At 58.7% G+C, this 16,007-nt stretch carries 16 protein-coding genes and 2 pseudogenes; 6 read left to right on the forward strand and 12 right to left on the reverse strand.

Annotated features, from left to right (window positions below; all coding sequences use genetic code 11):
- Positions 1-92 precede the first annotated feature (92 nt).
- Together LRK71_RS18050 and LRK71_RS18055 are read left to right on the forward strand one after the other, a co-directional pair.
- Entirely contained in the window at positions 93-899 is an 807-nt protein-coding gene (locus LRK71_RS18050; RefSeq protein WP_232405360.1) for a crotonase/enoyl-CoA hydratase family protein, read from the forward strand.
- Positions 900-1,062: 163 nt separating this feature from the next.
- Positions 1,063-1,251, forward strand: a complete 189-nt coding sequence (locus tag LRK71_RS18055) for a hypothetical protein (protein ID WP_232405361.1) — start codon at positions 1,063-1,065, stop codon at positions 1,249-1,251.
- A gap of 64 nt (positions 1,252-1,315) precedes the next feature.
- Here LRK71_RS18055 and LRK71_RS18060 read toward each other — a convergent pair whose 3' ends face one another.
- From LRK71_RS18060 to LRK71_RS18095, 7 genes are all read right to left on the reverse strand, one after another.
- A complete protein-coding gene (locus LRK71_RS18060) occupies positions 1,316-2,575 on the reverse strand; it encodes a nucleotide sugar dehydrogenase (protein ID WP_232405362.1) in 1,260 nt (419 codons plus the stop codon).
- A 123-nt stretch (positions 2,576-2,698) separates the two neighbouring features.
- Entirely contained in the window at positions 2,699-3,757 is a 1,059-nt protein-coding gene (locus LRK71_RS18070; protein ID WP_332460282.1) for an aldolase/citrate lyase family protein, read from the reverse strand.
- A gap of 51 nt (positions 3,758-3,808) precedes the next feature.
- Complete coding sequence (gene hpaH / locus LRK71_RS18075; RefSeq protein ID WP_232405363.1) at positions 3,809-4,609, reverse strand: 2-oxo-hept-4-ene-1,7-dioate hydratase; 801 nt, start codon at positions 4,607-4,609, stop codon at positions 3,809-3,811.
- Positions 4,606-5,463: a fumarylacetoacetate hydrolase family protein gene (locus LRK71_RS18080; protein ID WP_232405364.1), complete on the reverse strand. Its 858-nt coding sequence runs from the start codon at positions 5,461-5,463 to the stop codon at positions 4,606-4,608. Before LRK71_RS18080 ends, hpaH begins: the two co-directional genes overlap by 4 nt.
- Positions 5,464-5,531: 68 nt before the next feature.
- On the reverse strand, positions 5,532-6,383 hold the full coding sequence (hpaD, locus tag LRK71_RS18085; RefSeq protein WP_232405365.1) for a 3,4-dihydroxyphenylacetate 2,3-dioxygenase: 852 nt from the start codon (positions 6,381-6,383) through the stop codon (positions 5,532-5,534).
- A gap of 116 nt (positions 6,384-6,499) precedes the next feature.
- Positions 6,500-8,008, reverse strand: coding sequence for a 5-carboxymethyl-2-hydroxymuconate semialdehyde dehydrogenase (hpaE, locus tag LRK71_RS18090; protein ID WP_232405366.1), 1,509 nt, complete (start codon positions 8,006-8,008; stop codon positions 6,500-6,502).
- Positions 8,005-8,409, reverse strand: a complete 405-nt coding sequence (locus LRK71_RS18095) for a 5-carboxymethyl-2-hydroxymuconate Delta-isomerase (RefSeq protein WP_232405367.1) — start codon at positions 8,407-8,409, stop codon at positions 8,005-8,007. Before LRK71_RS18095 ends, hpaE begins: the two co-directional genes overlap by 4 nt.
- Before the next feature lie 584 nt (positions 8,410-8,993).
- On the opposite strand from LRK71_RS18095, the pseudogene LRK71_RS18100 reads away from it, so the two are divergent.
- The 3 genes and pseudogenes from LRK71_RS18100 to LRK71_RS18110 all read left to right on the forward strand — a co-directional run.
- Positions 8,994-9,359, forward strand: a pseudogene (locus tag LRK71_RS18100) (ABC transporter permease); the annotation flags it as partial.
- A gap of 216 nt (positions 9,360-9,575) precedes the next feature.
- Positions 9,576-9,785 (forward strand): hypothetical protein, encoded by a 210-nt coding sequence (locus tag LRK71_RS18105; RefSeq protein WP_232405368.1) that lies wholly within the window; start codon positions 9,576-9,578, stop codon positions 9,783-9,785.
- 66 nt (positions 9,786-9,851) lie between these two features.
- Positions 9,852-10,706, forward strand: a pseudogene (locus LRK71_RS18110) (FGGY family carbohydrate kinase).
- Between the two features lie 47 nt (positions 10,707-10,753).
- Here the strand turns inward: LRK71_RS18110 and LRK71_RS18115 are convergent.
- Positions 10,754-11,179 carry a hypothetical protein gene (locus tag LRK71_RS18115; protein ID WP_232405369.1) on the reverse strand — a complete coding sequence of 142 codons (426 nt, stop codon included), beginning with the start codon at positions 11,177-11,179 and terminating at the stop codon, positions 10,754-10,756.
- A gap of 97 nt (positions 11,180-11,276) precedes the next feature.
- Between LRK71_RS18115 and LRK71_RS18120 the strand changes: the two genes are divergently transcribed.
- A complete protein-coding gene (locus LRK71_RS18120) occupies positions 11,277-12,107 on the forward strand; it encodes a LysR family transcriptional regulator (RefSeq protein WP_232405370.1) in 831 nt (276 codons plus the stop codon).
- A gap of 17 nt (positions 12,108-12,124) precedes the next feature.
- On the opposite strand, the gene LRK71_RS18125 is transcribed toward LRK71_RS18120, so the two are convergent.
- The 4 genes from LRK71_RS18125 to LRK71_RS18140 are packed head-to-tail and all read right to left on the reverse strand — an operon-like array spanning position 12,125 to position 15,928.
- Entirely contained in the window at positions 12,125-13,132 is a 1,008-nt protein-coding gene (locus LRK71_RS18125) for an ABC transporter ATP-binding protein (RefSeq protein WP_232405371.1), read from the reverse strand.
- Positions 13,129-14,154, reverse strand: a complete 1,026-nt coding sequence (locus LRK71_RS18130; RefSeq protein ID WP_232405372.1) for a Gfo/Idh/MocA family protein — start codon at positions 14,152-14,154, stop codon at positions 13,129-13,131. The genes LRK71_RS18125 and LRK71_RS18130 overlap by 4 nt, the downstream gene beginning before the upstream one ends.
- Entirely contained in the window at positions 14,151-14,990 is an 840-nt protein-coding gene (locus LRK71_RS18135; protein ID WP_232405373.1) for a carbohydrate ABC transporter permease, read from the reverse strand. Before LRK71_RS18135 ends, LRK71_RS18130 begins: the two co-directional genes overlap by 4 nt.
- Before the next feature lie 11 nt (positions 14,991-15,001).
- Positions 15,002-15,928 (reverse strand): carbohydrate ABC transporter permease, encoded by a 927-nt coding sequence (locus LRK71_RS18140; protein ID WP_232405374.1) that lies wholly within the window; start codon positions 15,926-15,928, stop codon positions 15,002-15,004.
- Positions 15,929-16,007 lie beyond the last annotated feature (79 nt).

Genomic DNA, 16,007 nt, shown 5'->3' on the forward strand with positions numbered 1-16,007 from the left:
GCCCGTTGGCTTTGCCATTCCATGTAGACACTGTGCCCCCTCTGACCGGGGAGCCCTCTTCCATTTTGCCCCATTGTTGCAAGGACCGTGACATGACACTCGAAATCGACCTTTCCCGCTTTAAAAACCTTGACCTCCAGGCCCATGACGATGGCGTCTGGGTCGTGACACTCAACCGACCCAGCAAACGCAATGCGCTGGATATCGACACCATTGAAGAGCTGGTGGATTTCTTCTCCACCGCGCCGCGCGCCGGGGTCAAGGCGGTGGTTCTGGCGGGATCCGGCGATCACTTTTGCGCCGGGCTGGACCTGATCGAACATCACGATGCCGACCGCAGCCCGGCCGATTTCATGCATGTCTGCCTGCGCTGGCACGAGGCATTCAACAAGATGGAATATGGCGGGGTTCCGGTGATTGCCGCCTTGCAAGGCGCGGTTGTCGGTGGTGGACTGGAATTGGCCAGCTCCGCCCATATCCGGGTGATGGATGACACCACCTATTTTGCCCTGCCTGAAGGCCAGCGCGGGCTGTTCACCGGCGGTGGCGCCACCATTCGCGTCACCGATCTGGTTGGCAAATCCCGGATGATCGACATGATGCTGACCGGACGGGTCTATCATGGGCAAGAAGCCTGCGATCTGGGGCTGGCGCAGTATATTGTCGAAGGGTCCAGCTTTGACAAAGCGCTGGAACTGGCGCGCCGTACCGCCGAAAATCTGCCGCTGTCCAACTTTGCCATCTGTTCCGCCGTAAGCCACATGCAGAATATGTCTGCCATGGATGCTGCCTATGCGGAATCCGTGGTGGCCGGGGTGGTCAACACCCAGCCGGACGCCCGCGCGCGCCTGGCGGCCTTTGCCGATAAATCTGCCGCCCGCGTGCGCCGCGACAGCTAAAGCCTGCCGCCCTGCCCAGACCATTGGGCAGGGCGATCTTGTGACATGGCTGGTCAAGATCGTTGCAAAGCGATAGACAAACAGCATGGCAGCCCCTGTCTGTCATTGTCGGATCTGCATCGCTTTGTTGCCCTTCGTTGGGTGAAAGGAAAGAATTGACCGCATGAAACATGTTCCCAAAGAAACCACCGATGACGCGCTTATTCAGGAGTTCCTGAACAAAGGCGGCAAGGTCAGTGTTGGCAAGACCAAGCCGATGCCAGACGAGCTGGGACTGAGCAACAATGTCTGGAACAACAAGATGACCAAGGAAGAAAAGGCAGCGCGCAACACGCCCAAGACCAAGGCTTAACGCAGCGCCTTTTTCTTTTGAGGCTTGGCCAGAGAACGATAGTGCCGAGACCCTGCGGCGGCGGTTATAGTCGCAGGTCTGACTCTTCGGGTGATAGGATGTATTTCAGATCGTAAAGCACCGCGTCCGGGCCGCCAAAGGCGCGGATTTGCGCCGCTGACATTGCGCGAAATACGCTATGCGCCACCGCCAGAATGATGCCGTCATAGGCGCCCGCCTCAGGCTGGCCTTGCAGGGTCAGGCCAAGGGCCGCCTGGGCTTGTTCCGGATCGGCATGAGGGTCATGCACATCCACCTGCAGACCGTAGTCCTCTAGTCCGCGCACCACATCGATCACACGGGTATTGCGTAGATCGGGGCAGTCTTCCTTGAAGGTAAGTCCCATCACCAGCACCCGGCGCATTGGTTTTCCGCGCTGCACCAAGGCCTTGATCATCTGCTGCGCCACATAGGTGCCCATGCCATCATTCAGCCGCCGCCCGGCCAGCAGGATATCCGGATGATAGCCCAGGCTTTCCGCCTTGTGGGTCAGGTAATAGGGGTCAACGCCAATGCAATGGCCGCCTACCAGGCCGGGCCGGAAGGGCAGGAAATTCCATTTGCTTCCTGCCGCTTGCAGCACCGCTTCGGTGTCGATGCCCATGCGGTTGAAGATCATCGCCAGCTCGTTGATCAGGGCGATATTGATGTCACGCTGGCTGTTTTCGATCACCTTCGCGGCCTCGGCCACGCGGATGCTGGGGGCCAGATGGGTGCCGGCGGTCACCACCTCGTTATATAATGCATCCACCTGCGCCGCGATGGCGGGGGTCGAACCGGATGTCACCTTGGTAATATCAGCCAGACGGCGGGTCTTGTCGCCGGGATTGATCCGCTCAGGAGAATAGCCAACATGAAAATCCTGGTTAAAGCGCAGGCCGGACTCGGCCTCCAGCACGGGCACGCAGTCTTCCTCGGTGGCGCCGGGGTAGACGGTGCTTTCATAGATTACCAGGTCGCCAGGTTTCAGCACAGCGCCCACGGTTTTTGACGCGGCCAGCAGGGGGGTCAGGTCGGGGCGGTGGTTGGCATCCACTGGGGTGGGAACCGTCACGATATAAATCCGCGCGGCGGAAATTGCGCTGGCGTCGTTGCTCAGGCGCAGATGGCTGGCCTCGGCCAGCTCTGCTGTGGTAGTTTCGCGCGTCTGGTCCCTGCCCGCCTGCAAATCTGCGATGCGCTGCGCGTCGGTATCGAACCCCAGGGTGGGGCGGTGGCGGCCAAAGGCCACCGCGAGGGGCAGGCCGACATAGCCTAGGCCGATGATGCAAATCTGGTCCTGCAAGGTCTGCTCCTGCGTTGTTCCGGCGCTTTGATACAAGGTGCGTATGCCGCCTGTCCCCGCCCCCTATAGCCCGCCTGATACAGCGGGGCCAGCCCCTGGCAGGATCCGATCATCCCTGTCCGATCACTCTAGCCACTGCAGGTCAAACTCTTCACGAAAGGCAAAGCGGGTCAGGTGATCTGCAATTACCTGTTTCCATTGCTCAAGGTCCCCACGCGGCCCGGTGCTGGCGCTGACCTGCAGGTGATCGGCCGTCGCCGTCAGCCGCACCTTTTGGCCACTTGCAAAGACAATGCTGCCTTTGGTTTCGTCAAATTCGACTTCGCCTTTATGGGCCCAGTGTTTGCATAGCTGCTGCAAATAACGGCTGGAGGCCTCGGTCTTGGCCATGCCCCTGGCTGTCTGGTCTGGCAGCAGTGCCAGGGCTGATTTGGCGTCGCGCCGGATCGCATTGGCAAAGAGCAACACATCGATATGGGTCGCGACAAAGGTGGCGCCCGCCGCGAGACTGGCCTTTTGCATCGCTGGGTCCAGGGTCAAGATCCCAGCCGCCTTGCCCGCGGTAACGATCTTTTTCAGGGCGTCCAGTACGGCGGTCTCGACCTCTGGGGCGCCGGCATTGCCAATGAACCCCATATCAGCGGCGAGATCGGAGGGACCGATAAAGACGCCGTCCACCCCGTCGACAGTCAGAATGTCATCCAGCGCTGCCAGGCCGGCGCGGTTTTCCACCTGCACCAACAGGCAGATTTCATCGTCAGCGGTTTGCAGATAGTCGGGGATCGCAGAAAACTGCGAGGCCCGCGCCAGGGCGGAGCCAACACCGCGCCCCCCTTCGGGTGGGTAGGTGACAGCGCGCACCAGCTCGCGTGCCTGCGCACCGCTTTCCACCATCGGGATCAGCAGGGACTGAGCGCCGGCATCCAGCAACTGCTTGATCATCCAGGTTTCCCCAATCGGAGGGCGGACAATCGCGTGGCTGTCGGATGCGGCCAACACCTGCAGCTGCGCAGTGATCGAGCGCAGGTCATTGGGCGCATGCTCGGCGTCGATCAGTAGCCAGTCATAGCCGGCTCCGGCGCTGATCTCGGCGCAATAGGGATCGGCAAGCCCCAGCCAGCAGCCCAACTGCGGGCTTTCGGCTTTCAGGGCTGCCTTGAAGGCGTTATGTGGCGCAGGCATGGGCAATGTCCTTGTGGCAAAAGAAACGTCAGTGTTACGGCTAGGGGAGTGTCAGGCGAAGCAAATGTCAACCGCGCCAAAGGGGCCAAAATCAGCGTGGATATCGCTGCCCGAGGGGCATTCAACAGGCCGGATAAAGCTGCCGGACAGGATCACCTGGCCCGGTTCGATGCTTTGGCCATATTGCGCCATGCGCCGGGCCAGCCAGACCACGCTTTCAACCGGGTCATTCAGTACGCCGGCGCCCAAACCGGTCTCTTCGACCGCGCCATTGCGCGAGGTGATGGCCCCGACCCAGCGCAGATCATGGGCCTCCACTGCGTGGCGTTCCTTGCCCAGAACGATGCCCGCATTGGCAGCATTGTCGCTGATCGTGTCATACACGGATCGGGTTTGCCCTGTTTCCGGATCCGCGCGCAGGATGCGGGTATCCAGGATCTCGATTGATGGCGTCACATAGTCGGTGGCGGCAATCACCTGCGCGCGGGTGACATCGGCGCCGCCGATGGGGGTTTTCATCACAAAGGCAATCTCAGCCTCAATGCGGGGCTGGATAAACCGCCCCGCTGGCACCGTGGCGCCGGTTTCAAACAGCATATCGTCAAACAGGATGCCGCTGTCGGGAATGTCGATGTTGAGCGCATATTGCATCGCCTTGGAGGTGAGGCCGATCTTCCAGCCGATCACCTTTTGACCCGCCGCCAGTTTGGCGTGGTAGATGGCGTTTTGCACCGCATAGGCATCGTCCATGCCCATGTCCGGGTGGCGTTTGGTCAGCAGGCCAATCTGTTGACCGGATGCCTCGGCCTGCAACAGATCGGTGGCTGCCTGGGCGTGATCCTGCGGCGTCATGATTTCACCTCGTCCTCAACCCCATTGCGCAGGGTGCCGATGCCTTCGACCTCAACCTCGACCACATCGCCGGGTTTCAGATAGCGCGGCGGATCAAAGCGCGCGCCAGCCCCCGTGGGGGTGCCGGTGATGATGATATCGCCGGGCTGCAGGGTCATGAAGGTGGAGATATATTCGATCTCGCGGCGGATCGGGAACATCATCCGCGACAGCACATCGTCCTGGCGCACCTCGCCATTGACCCGCGTGATGATGCGGGCATCGTCAAGCTGTCTGGCCTCGGTGAAAGGCACCAGCCAGGGGCCGATGGCGCCGGAGTTGTCCCAGTTCTTGCCTTGGGTGACGTTGAACTTGGCATGGCGCACCCAGTCGCGAATGGTGCCCTCATTGCAGAGCGTCAGGGCGGCGATATGGTCATAGGCGTCGTCCTGGCTGATCCGGCGACCGCCCTTGCCGATGACGATGGCAACTTCGCCCTCATAGTCCAGGGTGTGGTTTTCCGGTGGGCGGACCAGATTGTGCCCATGGCCAGTGAAGCCACTGGCAAAGCGGGGGAAAAGCGACATGTATTTCGGCTGCGCGCTGCCATCTTTGTATTCGGCGTTGCGGTCGGGGAAGTTGACCCCAACGCAGAGGATGCGCGGCGCATTGGGAAGTACCATCTCAAAAACATAGTCCGTGTGGGTCACGGGCCTGCCGGTGGCGGATTTTTCCAGTTCCGCCAGGCCCTGATTGGCAATCACATCATAAAGCGTTGCCCATTGTGGGCAGGCGTCATTCAGCGCGATCATACCCGCCTCGGTGACGGCGCCAAAGAATGTCTCACCCTCGGCGCTATAGGTTGCAAAACGCATCTGGTTTCTCCTCCACAAGCAGGCGCTGTGGCGCTGCCCTGCGTATCATTGTTTGATGAGATGCCCGGTCAGACCGGGAAGATTACATTGGTCTGGCCCGTGCCGGAGGATGGAAAATACTCCGTCACCACTTCGCATTTGCCGTCGTATGTGTCCCAGCCAAGCGCCCCATAGAGCATCGCCGTGTCATGCATCGAACCTTCGCCACAGCAGAATTGGGCATATTCGCCCAGCATTTTGAGGAACGTGGCATGGTCGCCCTGTTTCCACATCTCCAGCACATGCAGATCCATCTGGCGGTTGAACTCGGAGGAGATGGTAAAGGTGCCATTGTTGGCGGCATAGTCTTTATTGGCCCAGATCTTGTGGCTGAGACTGCCAGAGGCCACCAGCAGAACCTTTTCATCCGAGGCCTCAACAGCTTCGCGGATCGCTTCGCCGACAATGCGGCTCTCGTCGTGGTCATGCACTGTGGCCCAGGCGGCCACCGAGACCACCTTCATGTCATGTTCGCGGCTCATGAAGCGCATCGGCACCAGGGTGCCATATTCCAACTCCAGACTGTCGAGTTGATGGCAGAGCGTATAGGCACCCCTGTCGGTGGCGGCTTTGGCGATGGCCTCGCCGAGCGCGGGGTTGCCATCGTAGCCATAGGGCAGATCCTGAATGAATTGTGGGAATTCGTTTGAGGTGAACAGGCCTTCAAAGCGTTTGTTGGCATTGATGTGAAAGCCTGCGTTGATCACCCAATGGGTGTCGCAGATCACCACGGTGGTGGCGCCAAGCGCCTTGGCGCGGCGGGCGATTTCGGCGTGACCGTCAATGGCGGCCTGACGTGTGCCTTTGACCGGCCCGTCCTGCTCGGACATGAGCATGGTTGGGACATGGGTCATTTTGGCGGCGAGTACGATCTCTCCCATGGGGGCTCTCCTTATGTGAGGCGGGGGAGGGGCCAGCCCCTCAATTTCAAATTTGCATTTGAAATTTCACCCCGGGATATTTTTGGCCAGATGAAGCCGGGTGCAGACAGAGGGGCCTATGCGCCCAGGCGGGTGATTTTATGCTGGCCGGTGGCAAAGCCGATGTGTTTTTGCTCCATGTAGAAGTCAAAGCTCCAGTCGCCACCATCGCGACCGATGCCGCTGGCCTTGACCCCGCCAAAGGGGGTGGGCAGGTGGCGGACGTTTTCCGAGTTCACCCAGATCATGCCAGCGTCGAGCTGATCGGTGACGCGTAGGGCGCGGGTCAGATCATTGGTCCAGAGGTAGCCGGTGAGGCCATACTGGGTGTCATTGGCGAGGTTCAGCGCCTCTTCTTCAGTGCTGAAGGGGATCGAGGTGAGTACTGGGCCAAAGATTTCTTCCTGGGCGATGCGCATCTTGTTGTTGGCATTGGTGAAGAGGGTGGGACGGATGAAATAGCCGACATTGCCCAGTTTGGTTCCGCCAGCGGCGATGGTGGCGCCGTCTTGTGTTGCGATGTCAAAATAGGAGGTCACTTTGGTGTAGTGCTCTTCGCTGATCAAAGGACCAATTTCGCTGGTGGGATCCAGCGGGTGGCCAACCTTGATGGCATTGACACGCTCAACCAGCCTGGCTTCGAACTCTTCGCGGATTGTATCCTGCACCAGCAGGCGCGAGGAGGAGGTGCAGCGTTCGCCATTGATGGAATAGATCATGAAGATCACCGCATCCAGGGCCCGGTCCAGATCAGCATCATCAAAGACGATGACCGGGTTTTTACCGCCCAGTTCCAAGTGCATGCGCTTGAGTGTATCGGCACCCTGTTTGCTGATGGCGGCCCCGGTGCGGCTCTCGCCGACGAAGGCGATGGCCTTGATCGCCGGGTGTTCGGTCAGGCGTTTGCCTGCGTCGTGGCCATAGCCGTTGACGGTGTTGAGCACGCCGGGCGGCAGGCCAGCCTCTTCGGCGATTTCAACCAGGAGGCGGGCGGTCAGCGGGCTGTCTTCGGCGGGTTTGTGGACCACGGTGCACCCCGCTGCGAGGGCTGGGGCGATTTTCCAGGTGGACAGCATGAAGGGGGTGTTCCAGGGGGTGATGACGCCAACCGGGCCGATGGGTTTGCGGGTGGTGATATTCATCAAGGTGGGCGATTGCAGGTGTTGGCCATCGCGTGCTTGCACCACTTGATCGGCAAAATAGCGAAAATTCTCGGCCCCGCGCAGGGCGGCCTTTGACATGAAGCGCAGGGTCTGGCCGGTGTCCCAGCATTCGCACAGAGCAATTTCTTCGGCGCGGGTTTCGATCCCGTCGGCAATACGTAGCAGGATCTGTTTGCGTTCCACCGTCGGCATGTCCCGCCAAGCAGCAAAGGCGGCGGCGGCGGCGGCGGCGGCGGCGTCTATATCCGTGGCATCACCGCGCGCAACGTCGCAGATCACGCTTTTGTCCACTGGAGAGTGGCTCTGGAAAACTCCGGCAGCGCCTGCGCAGTCCTGGCCCGCGATGCGGTTCTGGATGCCATTTTCTTTGAACCGGACCAGAAACCCGTTCAGTTTCTCGATGTTTTGGGTCAACACAGTCATGCATTATCCTCCTGTGGGGGTGGGGCCAGATGGGCCCGAATGGAGCCGGTTTTGGGGGAGTATTCAGGGTCGATGTCACGCATTTCCAGCGAGAGCGCGATGGAGTGATCTGCCATTGCCGCTGCGAGATAGGTGCTGGCGGTCGTGAATATGCGTTGGGTGGCCGCTTGCTTTTCTGTCGGGCTGCGGCCAGCGCGCAGGCGGATCGATATATCAATGAACCCATGTTTCGGATCGCCATCGGCAATAGCATAGTGATCAACCCGCACCGCTCTGACCCGCACGCCGGGCATGGGGAAGGTGTCAATCTTCACCGCTGTTGCGCGGATCTGGGCGCAGAGGCCAGCGATGTCCACGACCTGTTCGAGATTGGGCGAATATTCGATCTGAAAGTGAGGCATGGGCGGTGTTTCCTCGGGGCGGTAGGGGAAGGATGAGTCGACCTTGGGTGTCGCTATTACTTAACATAGCAAATAAACTTTGTGCAATGAATTTACGCAACCAGCCCTGTCAGCAGCTTAGCGATTGAGCCTGGTGGATGGGAAATTGTCGTAGACAATACAGCGACATATTCCGGAATTTGCCGCACGAATGACCGGAAAAATTTTCCTGCGTTAGATGACTCGCAGGCGGTTTCCAGCACTGTTCACTGCTGTTCCTCGGGTCTTTTCCTGCAGGTCCCCTTGACTGGCAGCGCATCCTTTCGCTCGGCGTGGTTCCAGAAATGCCATCGGAACCGGGGGCGGTTGCTGCGGCTTATGGCACCTGCCTTTTCTCTGGGGAAATGGCAGGTGTCGCCACTTGGAAAGAACGCTACTGCCAAAACAATGATTGGCGCCTATCATTTTCATGTCTTTGCTAGAGGCAGGAGAGCACGGCGCAGTCAAAGTGCCGGGTGGGAGGAAACATGGAAAGTCCAACCTAAAGCGACGTGGCGCAGGCCGCCGACGTGAGCTATGCGACAGCTGATCCTGTGGTCAACAAGCGCACCCGGCTGATCGCCTATGCGGGTCTTGGCGTCCTGGTTGGCGTCGCCACCATCATGTATGTGCCGCGGCTTGGCTCTGCTTCTTCGTCCACCGGGGTGCTGTGGGAGTTGGAAGCCATCGCCGCCGTCATTATCGGCGGCACCGTACTGAAAGGTGGGTTTGGCCGGGTCTGGGGCACTGTGATCGGCGTTCTGATCCTTAGCCAGATTGGCAACATTCTGAACCTGACGGCTTTTGTGTCGCCCTATATCAACGGTGCGATCCAGGGTGTCATCATCATTCTTGCTGTGATCCTGCAGCGCGTAGGCAAGACGGCAAATTACAGCCTCTTCAAGCACGCTTCATGGCAGGAGCAAAGATGAAATGTACCAAATCATTCGCTGCATTGGCATTGGCATTGGCTACGGTCGTCGGAACCGCCGCCGTCGCAGATGAAACAGAGGTCAAAGTTATCGGTGTGTCTATTCCCGCAGCAACGCATGGCTGGGCCTCGGATGATGACATGGCCATTGGCGTTCTCGCCGCGATCGAGGCGCCGGGCGCAAAGATATCCAGTTCGATCTGCGGCGGGCGCCGACATGAAGGAAATGATCAAGCGCACCGCAGATGGGGACAAGATGATGCCTGCGAATGTAACCTACCCGCCCTCGATGATTGCCACCGCAATCGAACTCACGGCTGTTGGCCTGACGTCCAATGCGACTGTGTCGGGGTCTTTTGTTATTGGCTCGGTTCTGGTGACGCAGAAAAACGCAATGGATTTCTACCATCCTGACAGCCCGTTTTAAGGGCGCTTTCCTGGCCATCTGCCGCAGGTGGATGGCCAGCCAATTTCTACTGGATGGGCCATTGTGATGTATCTTGGCCTGGATTTGGACCCTTCGGGTGTCAAAGCGCTGCTGATCAACGAAGACCAGACCGTCCTGGCCGAAGGCCATAGCGCGCTAAAGGTCGACCGCCCTGCCCTGCTATGGAGTGAGCGGGACCCCTTGGCCTGGATTGCTACTTGTCAGAGCGTCATTGATCCGCTGCGGGCCGCTGCGGGCCGCTGCGGCAACTGATTTTGTCGCGCTACGTCGCATTGCCGTGTCTGGCAGATGCATGGCGCGACCCTGCTGGATAAGGATCATCAGCCCCTGCGCGCGGCCATCTTATGGAGCGATGGCCGCGCCGGCATCGAATGTGGTGAACTGGACGCGCGCTCCGATTTTCGCGGCATTGGTGGCAATCTCGTTATGGCCGGCTTTACCGCGCCGAAACTACGCTGGGTCGCAAACAACGAGCCTCAGATATTTAAAAAAACATGGAAGATTTTGCTGCCAAAGGATTTTATCACGCTTTGGCTGAAGGGAGAGCACGTCTCGGACATGTCCGATGCAGCGGGGACGCTCTGGCTGGATGTGGCCCGGCGGGCTGAGCCGCGATCATATGCCCGGTTGGTTGAAGGCAGCGCGGCGGCAGGCAGGCTGCGGTCAGCACTGGCCACCGAATGGGGCGTTGGATCTGTCACCGTGGCGGGTGGCGGCGGCGATAATGCGGCGACCGCCTGCGGGCTGGCGATCCAGGCCAGCACACCCGAGCAACCGGCCAGTGCCGTACTGGCCGCACCACAGGTCCAGGCCTGCTACCGGGGCAATGCAGACCGCGCTGAAGCTTATGCGCAGCGCTATCTCGCCTATAAAGATGGCTGGAATAGCAGCTGCACATAGGGCCAGATCACCCGACCGGGAATGGCCGGTGATCTATTGGCCACCAATCAGATGTTTTCAATTGTGGTCACGGTTTCGCGGAAATAATCCAACAGCCTCTCGGCCTCATGCGAGATAATATAGGTCAACGATCTGACCTCGCGTTGACGCTGACCATAGAAGAATTGCTGCTGAAACCGAGTCAGATGCCAGCCGGCACCAAGGGCCGAAGTTTGGACCTCTAATGCCCGTGTTCCCTGGGGGAAAATCTCTTCTCCCAGCCGTGCAAACAGCCCCATCAGGGCGGTTTTGGTGTCAGCCTGTTGCCAGCTGACGTCGGTATCGGCATCGCGGTAATGGTCGATACGAAAATCGATGTCATCGGCCATATCGTCAAAAAGTGTCATATCGCCGGCGCAGAATTTTGCAATCACCTGATCAATTACGGTGTCACCAGGGTTTACCACTGTTTCACTTGTTGCTGTAGCAGTCATCGCTGAAGTCCTTTTCAAGGGTTGACCCCGCCGATATGCCAGCCGTCTCATGCAAAGTTAATTGCTATGACTTCTATATGTGATATAGGCATTGACTATGATAGAACTCACCACATTGCGCTACTTTGCTGGCGCCTTTGAAACTGGAACCTTTAGTCAGGCGGCTCGCGCCAATGAGGTGAGCCAGCCGACGGTCTCGGCGGCGATTCAGAAACTGGAACAGCGTTTGGGGGCGCCGTTGTTTTTGCGTGCCAAATCAGGTTTGCAGCCAACGCCGCTGGCGATCCGGCTGTATCATGACACGGTGGAAAGCGTGGCCCACCTGTCGAGCCTGGATCAGCGTCTGCAGACCCAGGCTCAGCAACGGGTGCGCATCCACTGTGCCCCGGATGTTCTGCTGCAGAGCTTTGCGCCTGGGTTGAATGCCCTACGCTGGAAATCCCCCGATCTGACTTTTGCCTTCACCGATGATCCGCTTGGCAGTGACTTGGCCTTCTTGTCCGAGGCCTGCGTGCCGACCGGCCATGGTTTTGTGCTGCTGACGGAAGAGCCCTTTTGCGTCGCGCTTGGACGATTTCACCCGCTGGCCCGTGCAGCGGGTTTGCGTCTAGAGGATATTGTCGATCAGGCGTTGATTCATCGGCCCTATTGTCCAGATGCTGATCGCCTTGATGCGGGGGCGAATAACGGGGCCAGCCCGGGGCCGGCGGCGCAGGCGATGAATGATGCGCAACTACTGGATCTGGTGGCGGCGGGCCTTGGCATCGCTTTGGTGCCGTGCTCACATGGTGAGGGGCGAGAGGACATTATCCTTCGCCCATTTGTCCACCCGGAAAAACCCAGCCGCCGCCTTGGAATTTCGCATCGAAAATCGGTTTTTGCCAGCACTCTGGCCAAGCAACTGGCGGATACGAACCCCCTGTCCTGATCACCCAGATGCGCCGTTTAGATCGCGTAAGGAACCCGCTGTTGCTGGGCGTCGAAAAGGAAGGCGGTAGAATCGTCAAAATCGAGCTCAATCTCGGCGCCGACGCGTGTATCGTCCTGACCAAAAATGCGCACGGTAAGAGCCTCTTGCCCCTCGGTGGTGACCAGCAGGTTGGTGTCGCCGCCCAGGCGTTCAACATGGGTCACGGCCCCCTTGATCCGCCCGCCTTTGGTCGGGCGCAGATGTTCGGGGCGCAGGCCCAGGGCCCCATCTTCCGGGATATTCAACGGCACCTTTTTCAGGAAATTCATCGCTGGCGAGCCTAGGAATCCGGCAACAAACTGATTGGCGGGGTTATTATACAGATCCATCGGCGATCCGACCTGTTCGACCCGGCCATCCCGCAAAACCACGATTTTGTCGGCAAGGGTCATGGCCTCGGTTTGATCATGGGTCACATAGATCATCGAGGCGCTGAGGGTGCGGTGCAATTCTGCGATCTCGATGCGTGTGTTCATCCGCAATGCGGCATCAAGATTCGACAGGGGTTCATCAAACAGGAACAGCTTTGGTTCGCGGACAATGGCACGACCGATCGCCACCCGTTGACGTTGCCCGCCGGACAGGTCAGCGGGCTGGCGATCCACATAGGCGCCCAGATCTAGCATTTCGATGGCTTTGCCAACCCTTTCAGCGATCACGGATTTTGGCTGGTTTTCCTGCTTGAGCCCCAGCGCCATGTTGTCGCGTACGCTCAGATGCGGATAGAGCGCGTAGGACTGAAAAACCATGGCAATGCCGCGCTTGGCCGGTGGCACAGAGTTGACGATGCTGCCGCCGATCTCAACAGTGCCTGAACTGGCGTCCTCAAGCCCCGCAATCACCCGCAACAGGGTGGATTTACCACAGCCTGAGGGGCCGACGAAGACCACGAATTCGCCGTCTTCAACGGTCAGGTTGATGTCTTTCAATACCTCTACCGAGCCAAACGACTTGCAAAGATTGGTAAGGGTCAGCGCTGTCATTGGGTCTCTCCTAGGTCTACGGGGCGTCCGGTTCGGATGCTTTGGTCGGCGGCCAGGCAAATTTTCAGCGATTGCACTGCGTCGCTCTGGTGGCGTGTCAGGTCGATGTCCTGGGTGATAGCCTTGATCATGAAGGTCTGCTCGGCGTTGCACAGCTGTTGATGGCCCGGCTCATCCGGCATTTCGATCAACGTATCGCCAGAGGGGCGATGCACCAGAATGCCGCCAACCCGGGTGTGGCCATCCACATCATCAGAGGCGCCTTTGTTGTCTTCGGTGATGGAAACCGCGCCGCTGGGGGAAATCACGTCTTTTACAAAAAACGCGGTTTCCGACATCATCGGGCCCCAGCCCGCCTCGTACCAGCCGACAGAGCCATCTTTGAACCAGACCTGCAATTGCCCGTAGTTATACATATCCGGTGCGATTTCATCCGACAGGCGCAGGCCCATGCCACTGACGCGCAGGGGGGCCGCATCGGTAATCTGGCACATCACATCCAGATAGTGCACGCCACAATCGACCAGCGGGCTGGTGGTCTGCATCAGGGATTTATGGGTGTCCCAGGTGGGGCCATCGGATTGCTGGTTCAGATTCATGCGAAACACATATGGCCCGCCAAGATCGCGGGCTTCGGCGACGAGGCGTTGCCAGCTGGGATGGTGGCGCAGGATATAGCCGACGACAAGTTTGCGGTTCAGTCGCCGGGCTGTTGCCACCACCCGCTGTGCATCTGCCACACTGGTCGCCAGCGGCTTTTCGATAAACACATGCGCGCCTGCCTCCATCGCGGCGACGGCATAATTGGCGTGGCTGTCGGAATAAGTGGCAACGCAGACCAGATCGGGCTTTTGCGCCAGCCCTTCCTCAAAGGTTTTGAACCGCGGATACTTCGCCAGTTCGGGCGGTAGATCAACATCAGAGCGGTTTACCAGCCCGACGATCTCGGCCTCGGGGTGGGCGTGATAGGCCAGCGCATGGCTCCGCCCCATATTGCCAAGCCCTGCAACAATAACCCTCATTTGACTGCTCCTGATGTGATGCCCCGGATCAGCTGCCGCGAGAATACAACGTAGAGCGCCATGACCGGCAGAATGGCCAGTGACAGGGCCGAAAGCACGGCGTTCCAGTCGGTGACAAACTGGCCAATAAAGACCTGGCTGCCCAGGGTCAGAGTCTTTACTTCTTCGGATGGGGCCAGGATCAGCGGGAACCACAGATCGTTCCAGATCGGGATCATGTTGAACACGGCAACCGTTGCCATGGCGGGGCGCACCAGGGGCAGCACTAGGCGAAAGAAGATCCGGTATTCGGACAATCCGTCGATGCGGCCGGCGTTCTTCAGATCGTCACTCACCTGGCGCATGAATTCCGATAGGATGAATACCGCCAGCGGCAGCCCCTGCGCGGTATAGACTAGGATAAGCGCCCATAGCGTGTTGACCAGCCCGGTCTGCACCATCATTTCCAGAATGGCGACGGTGCCAATGCGAATGGGGATCATGATGCCGAGGGCCAGATAAAGCCCCATCAGCGTGTTGCCCTTGAACCGGTATTCCGCCAGGGCAAAGGCTGCCATGGCACCAAACAGCAGAATAAAGAACAAGGATCCCACCGTGACGATCATTGAATTCTGGAAATAGAGGAAGAAATCCCCTTGTTTCAGCACGGTTTCATAGCCAATCAGCGAAAAGCTCTCTGCATCTGGCAGCGCTAAGGGTTCACGAAAGATCGCCTTGCGTGTTTTGAAGCTGTTGATAACGATCACAAATACCGGGAACAACGCGATCACGGTATAAAGGATCAAGGCCCCATGCGCGGCTAGGCTGTTCAGGCGGTTTTGACGGGCAACATTCATCGCGCTCTCCTTCAGAACTGATAGCGGCGCATGCGCGACTGAATACCAAACAGGTACAGACACACGCCAATCAGGATGATGGCAAACATCGCGGATGCGATGGTCGACCCCATATGCGGATCGCCCAGTTGCAGCTGAAAGCCAAAGAAGGTGCGATACATGAATGTGCCCAGAATATCAGTCGAGAAATCCGGTCCGGCCAGCGCGCCCTGCGCCGCGTAGATCAGATCAAACGCATTGAAATTTGCCACAAATGTCAGAATCGAAATAATCCCGATAGAGGGCAGGATCAGTGGCAGCTTGATCTTCCAGAAGGCCGCAAACCCGGTGACGCCATCCACTTCTGCCGCCTCTAGGATTTCATCAGGAATCGACAGAAGTGCCGCATAGATCAACATCATCGGGATGCCGACGAACTGCCAGACCGACACCAGCGACAGGGTGGTCAGCGCATAGGCTTCTTTGCCAAGCCAGGGCGCATAAAGCGATTTCAGGCCAACCGCATCCAGCAGCCCCGGTGCAATGCCCCAGATTGGCGAGAGGATGAGCTTCCAGGCGAAACCGACGATAACAAAGCTGAGAATGGTGGGAATGAAGATGGCGGAACGGTAAAAGCCGGCAAAGCGCAGTTTTGGGTGGCTCAGGATCGCGGCAAGGGCCACGCCAATGGGGTTTTGCACCAGCATATGCACCAGGAAGAACCAGAAATTATTTCCCAGCGCGTTCCAGAATTGGGTGGACCAGAGGGTATTGCCAAACAGGGTGCGAAAATTTTCCAACCCAACAAAGACGCGGGATTGATCCACCTCTGTGAACAGTGACAGGCGCAGGGTGTTGAACAGGGGGTAGATCATGACAGCGGTATAAACCATCACCGCAGGCGCCAGAAATACGACAATATGCCATCTGAATTTTGCTTTGGTCTGCTGTTCCGGCATCATAACATCCTACCGCTAAGCTGGAAAAGGGGCGAGGAATGCCGCCCCAACGGGGCGACATTCGGGTGTCAGGGGCGGT

Source organism: Pseudophaeobacter flagellatus, assembly GCF_021228235.1.
In the GTDB taxonomy this organism is placed as follows: Bacteria; Pseudomonadota; Alphaproteobacteria; order Rhodobacterales; family Rhodobacteraceae; genus Pseudophaeobacter; species Pseudophaeobacter flagellatus.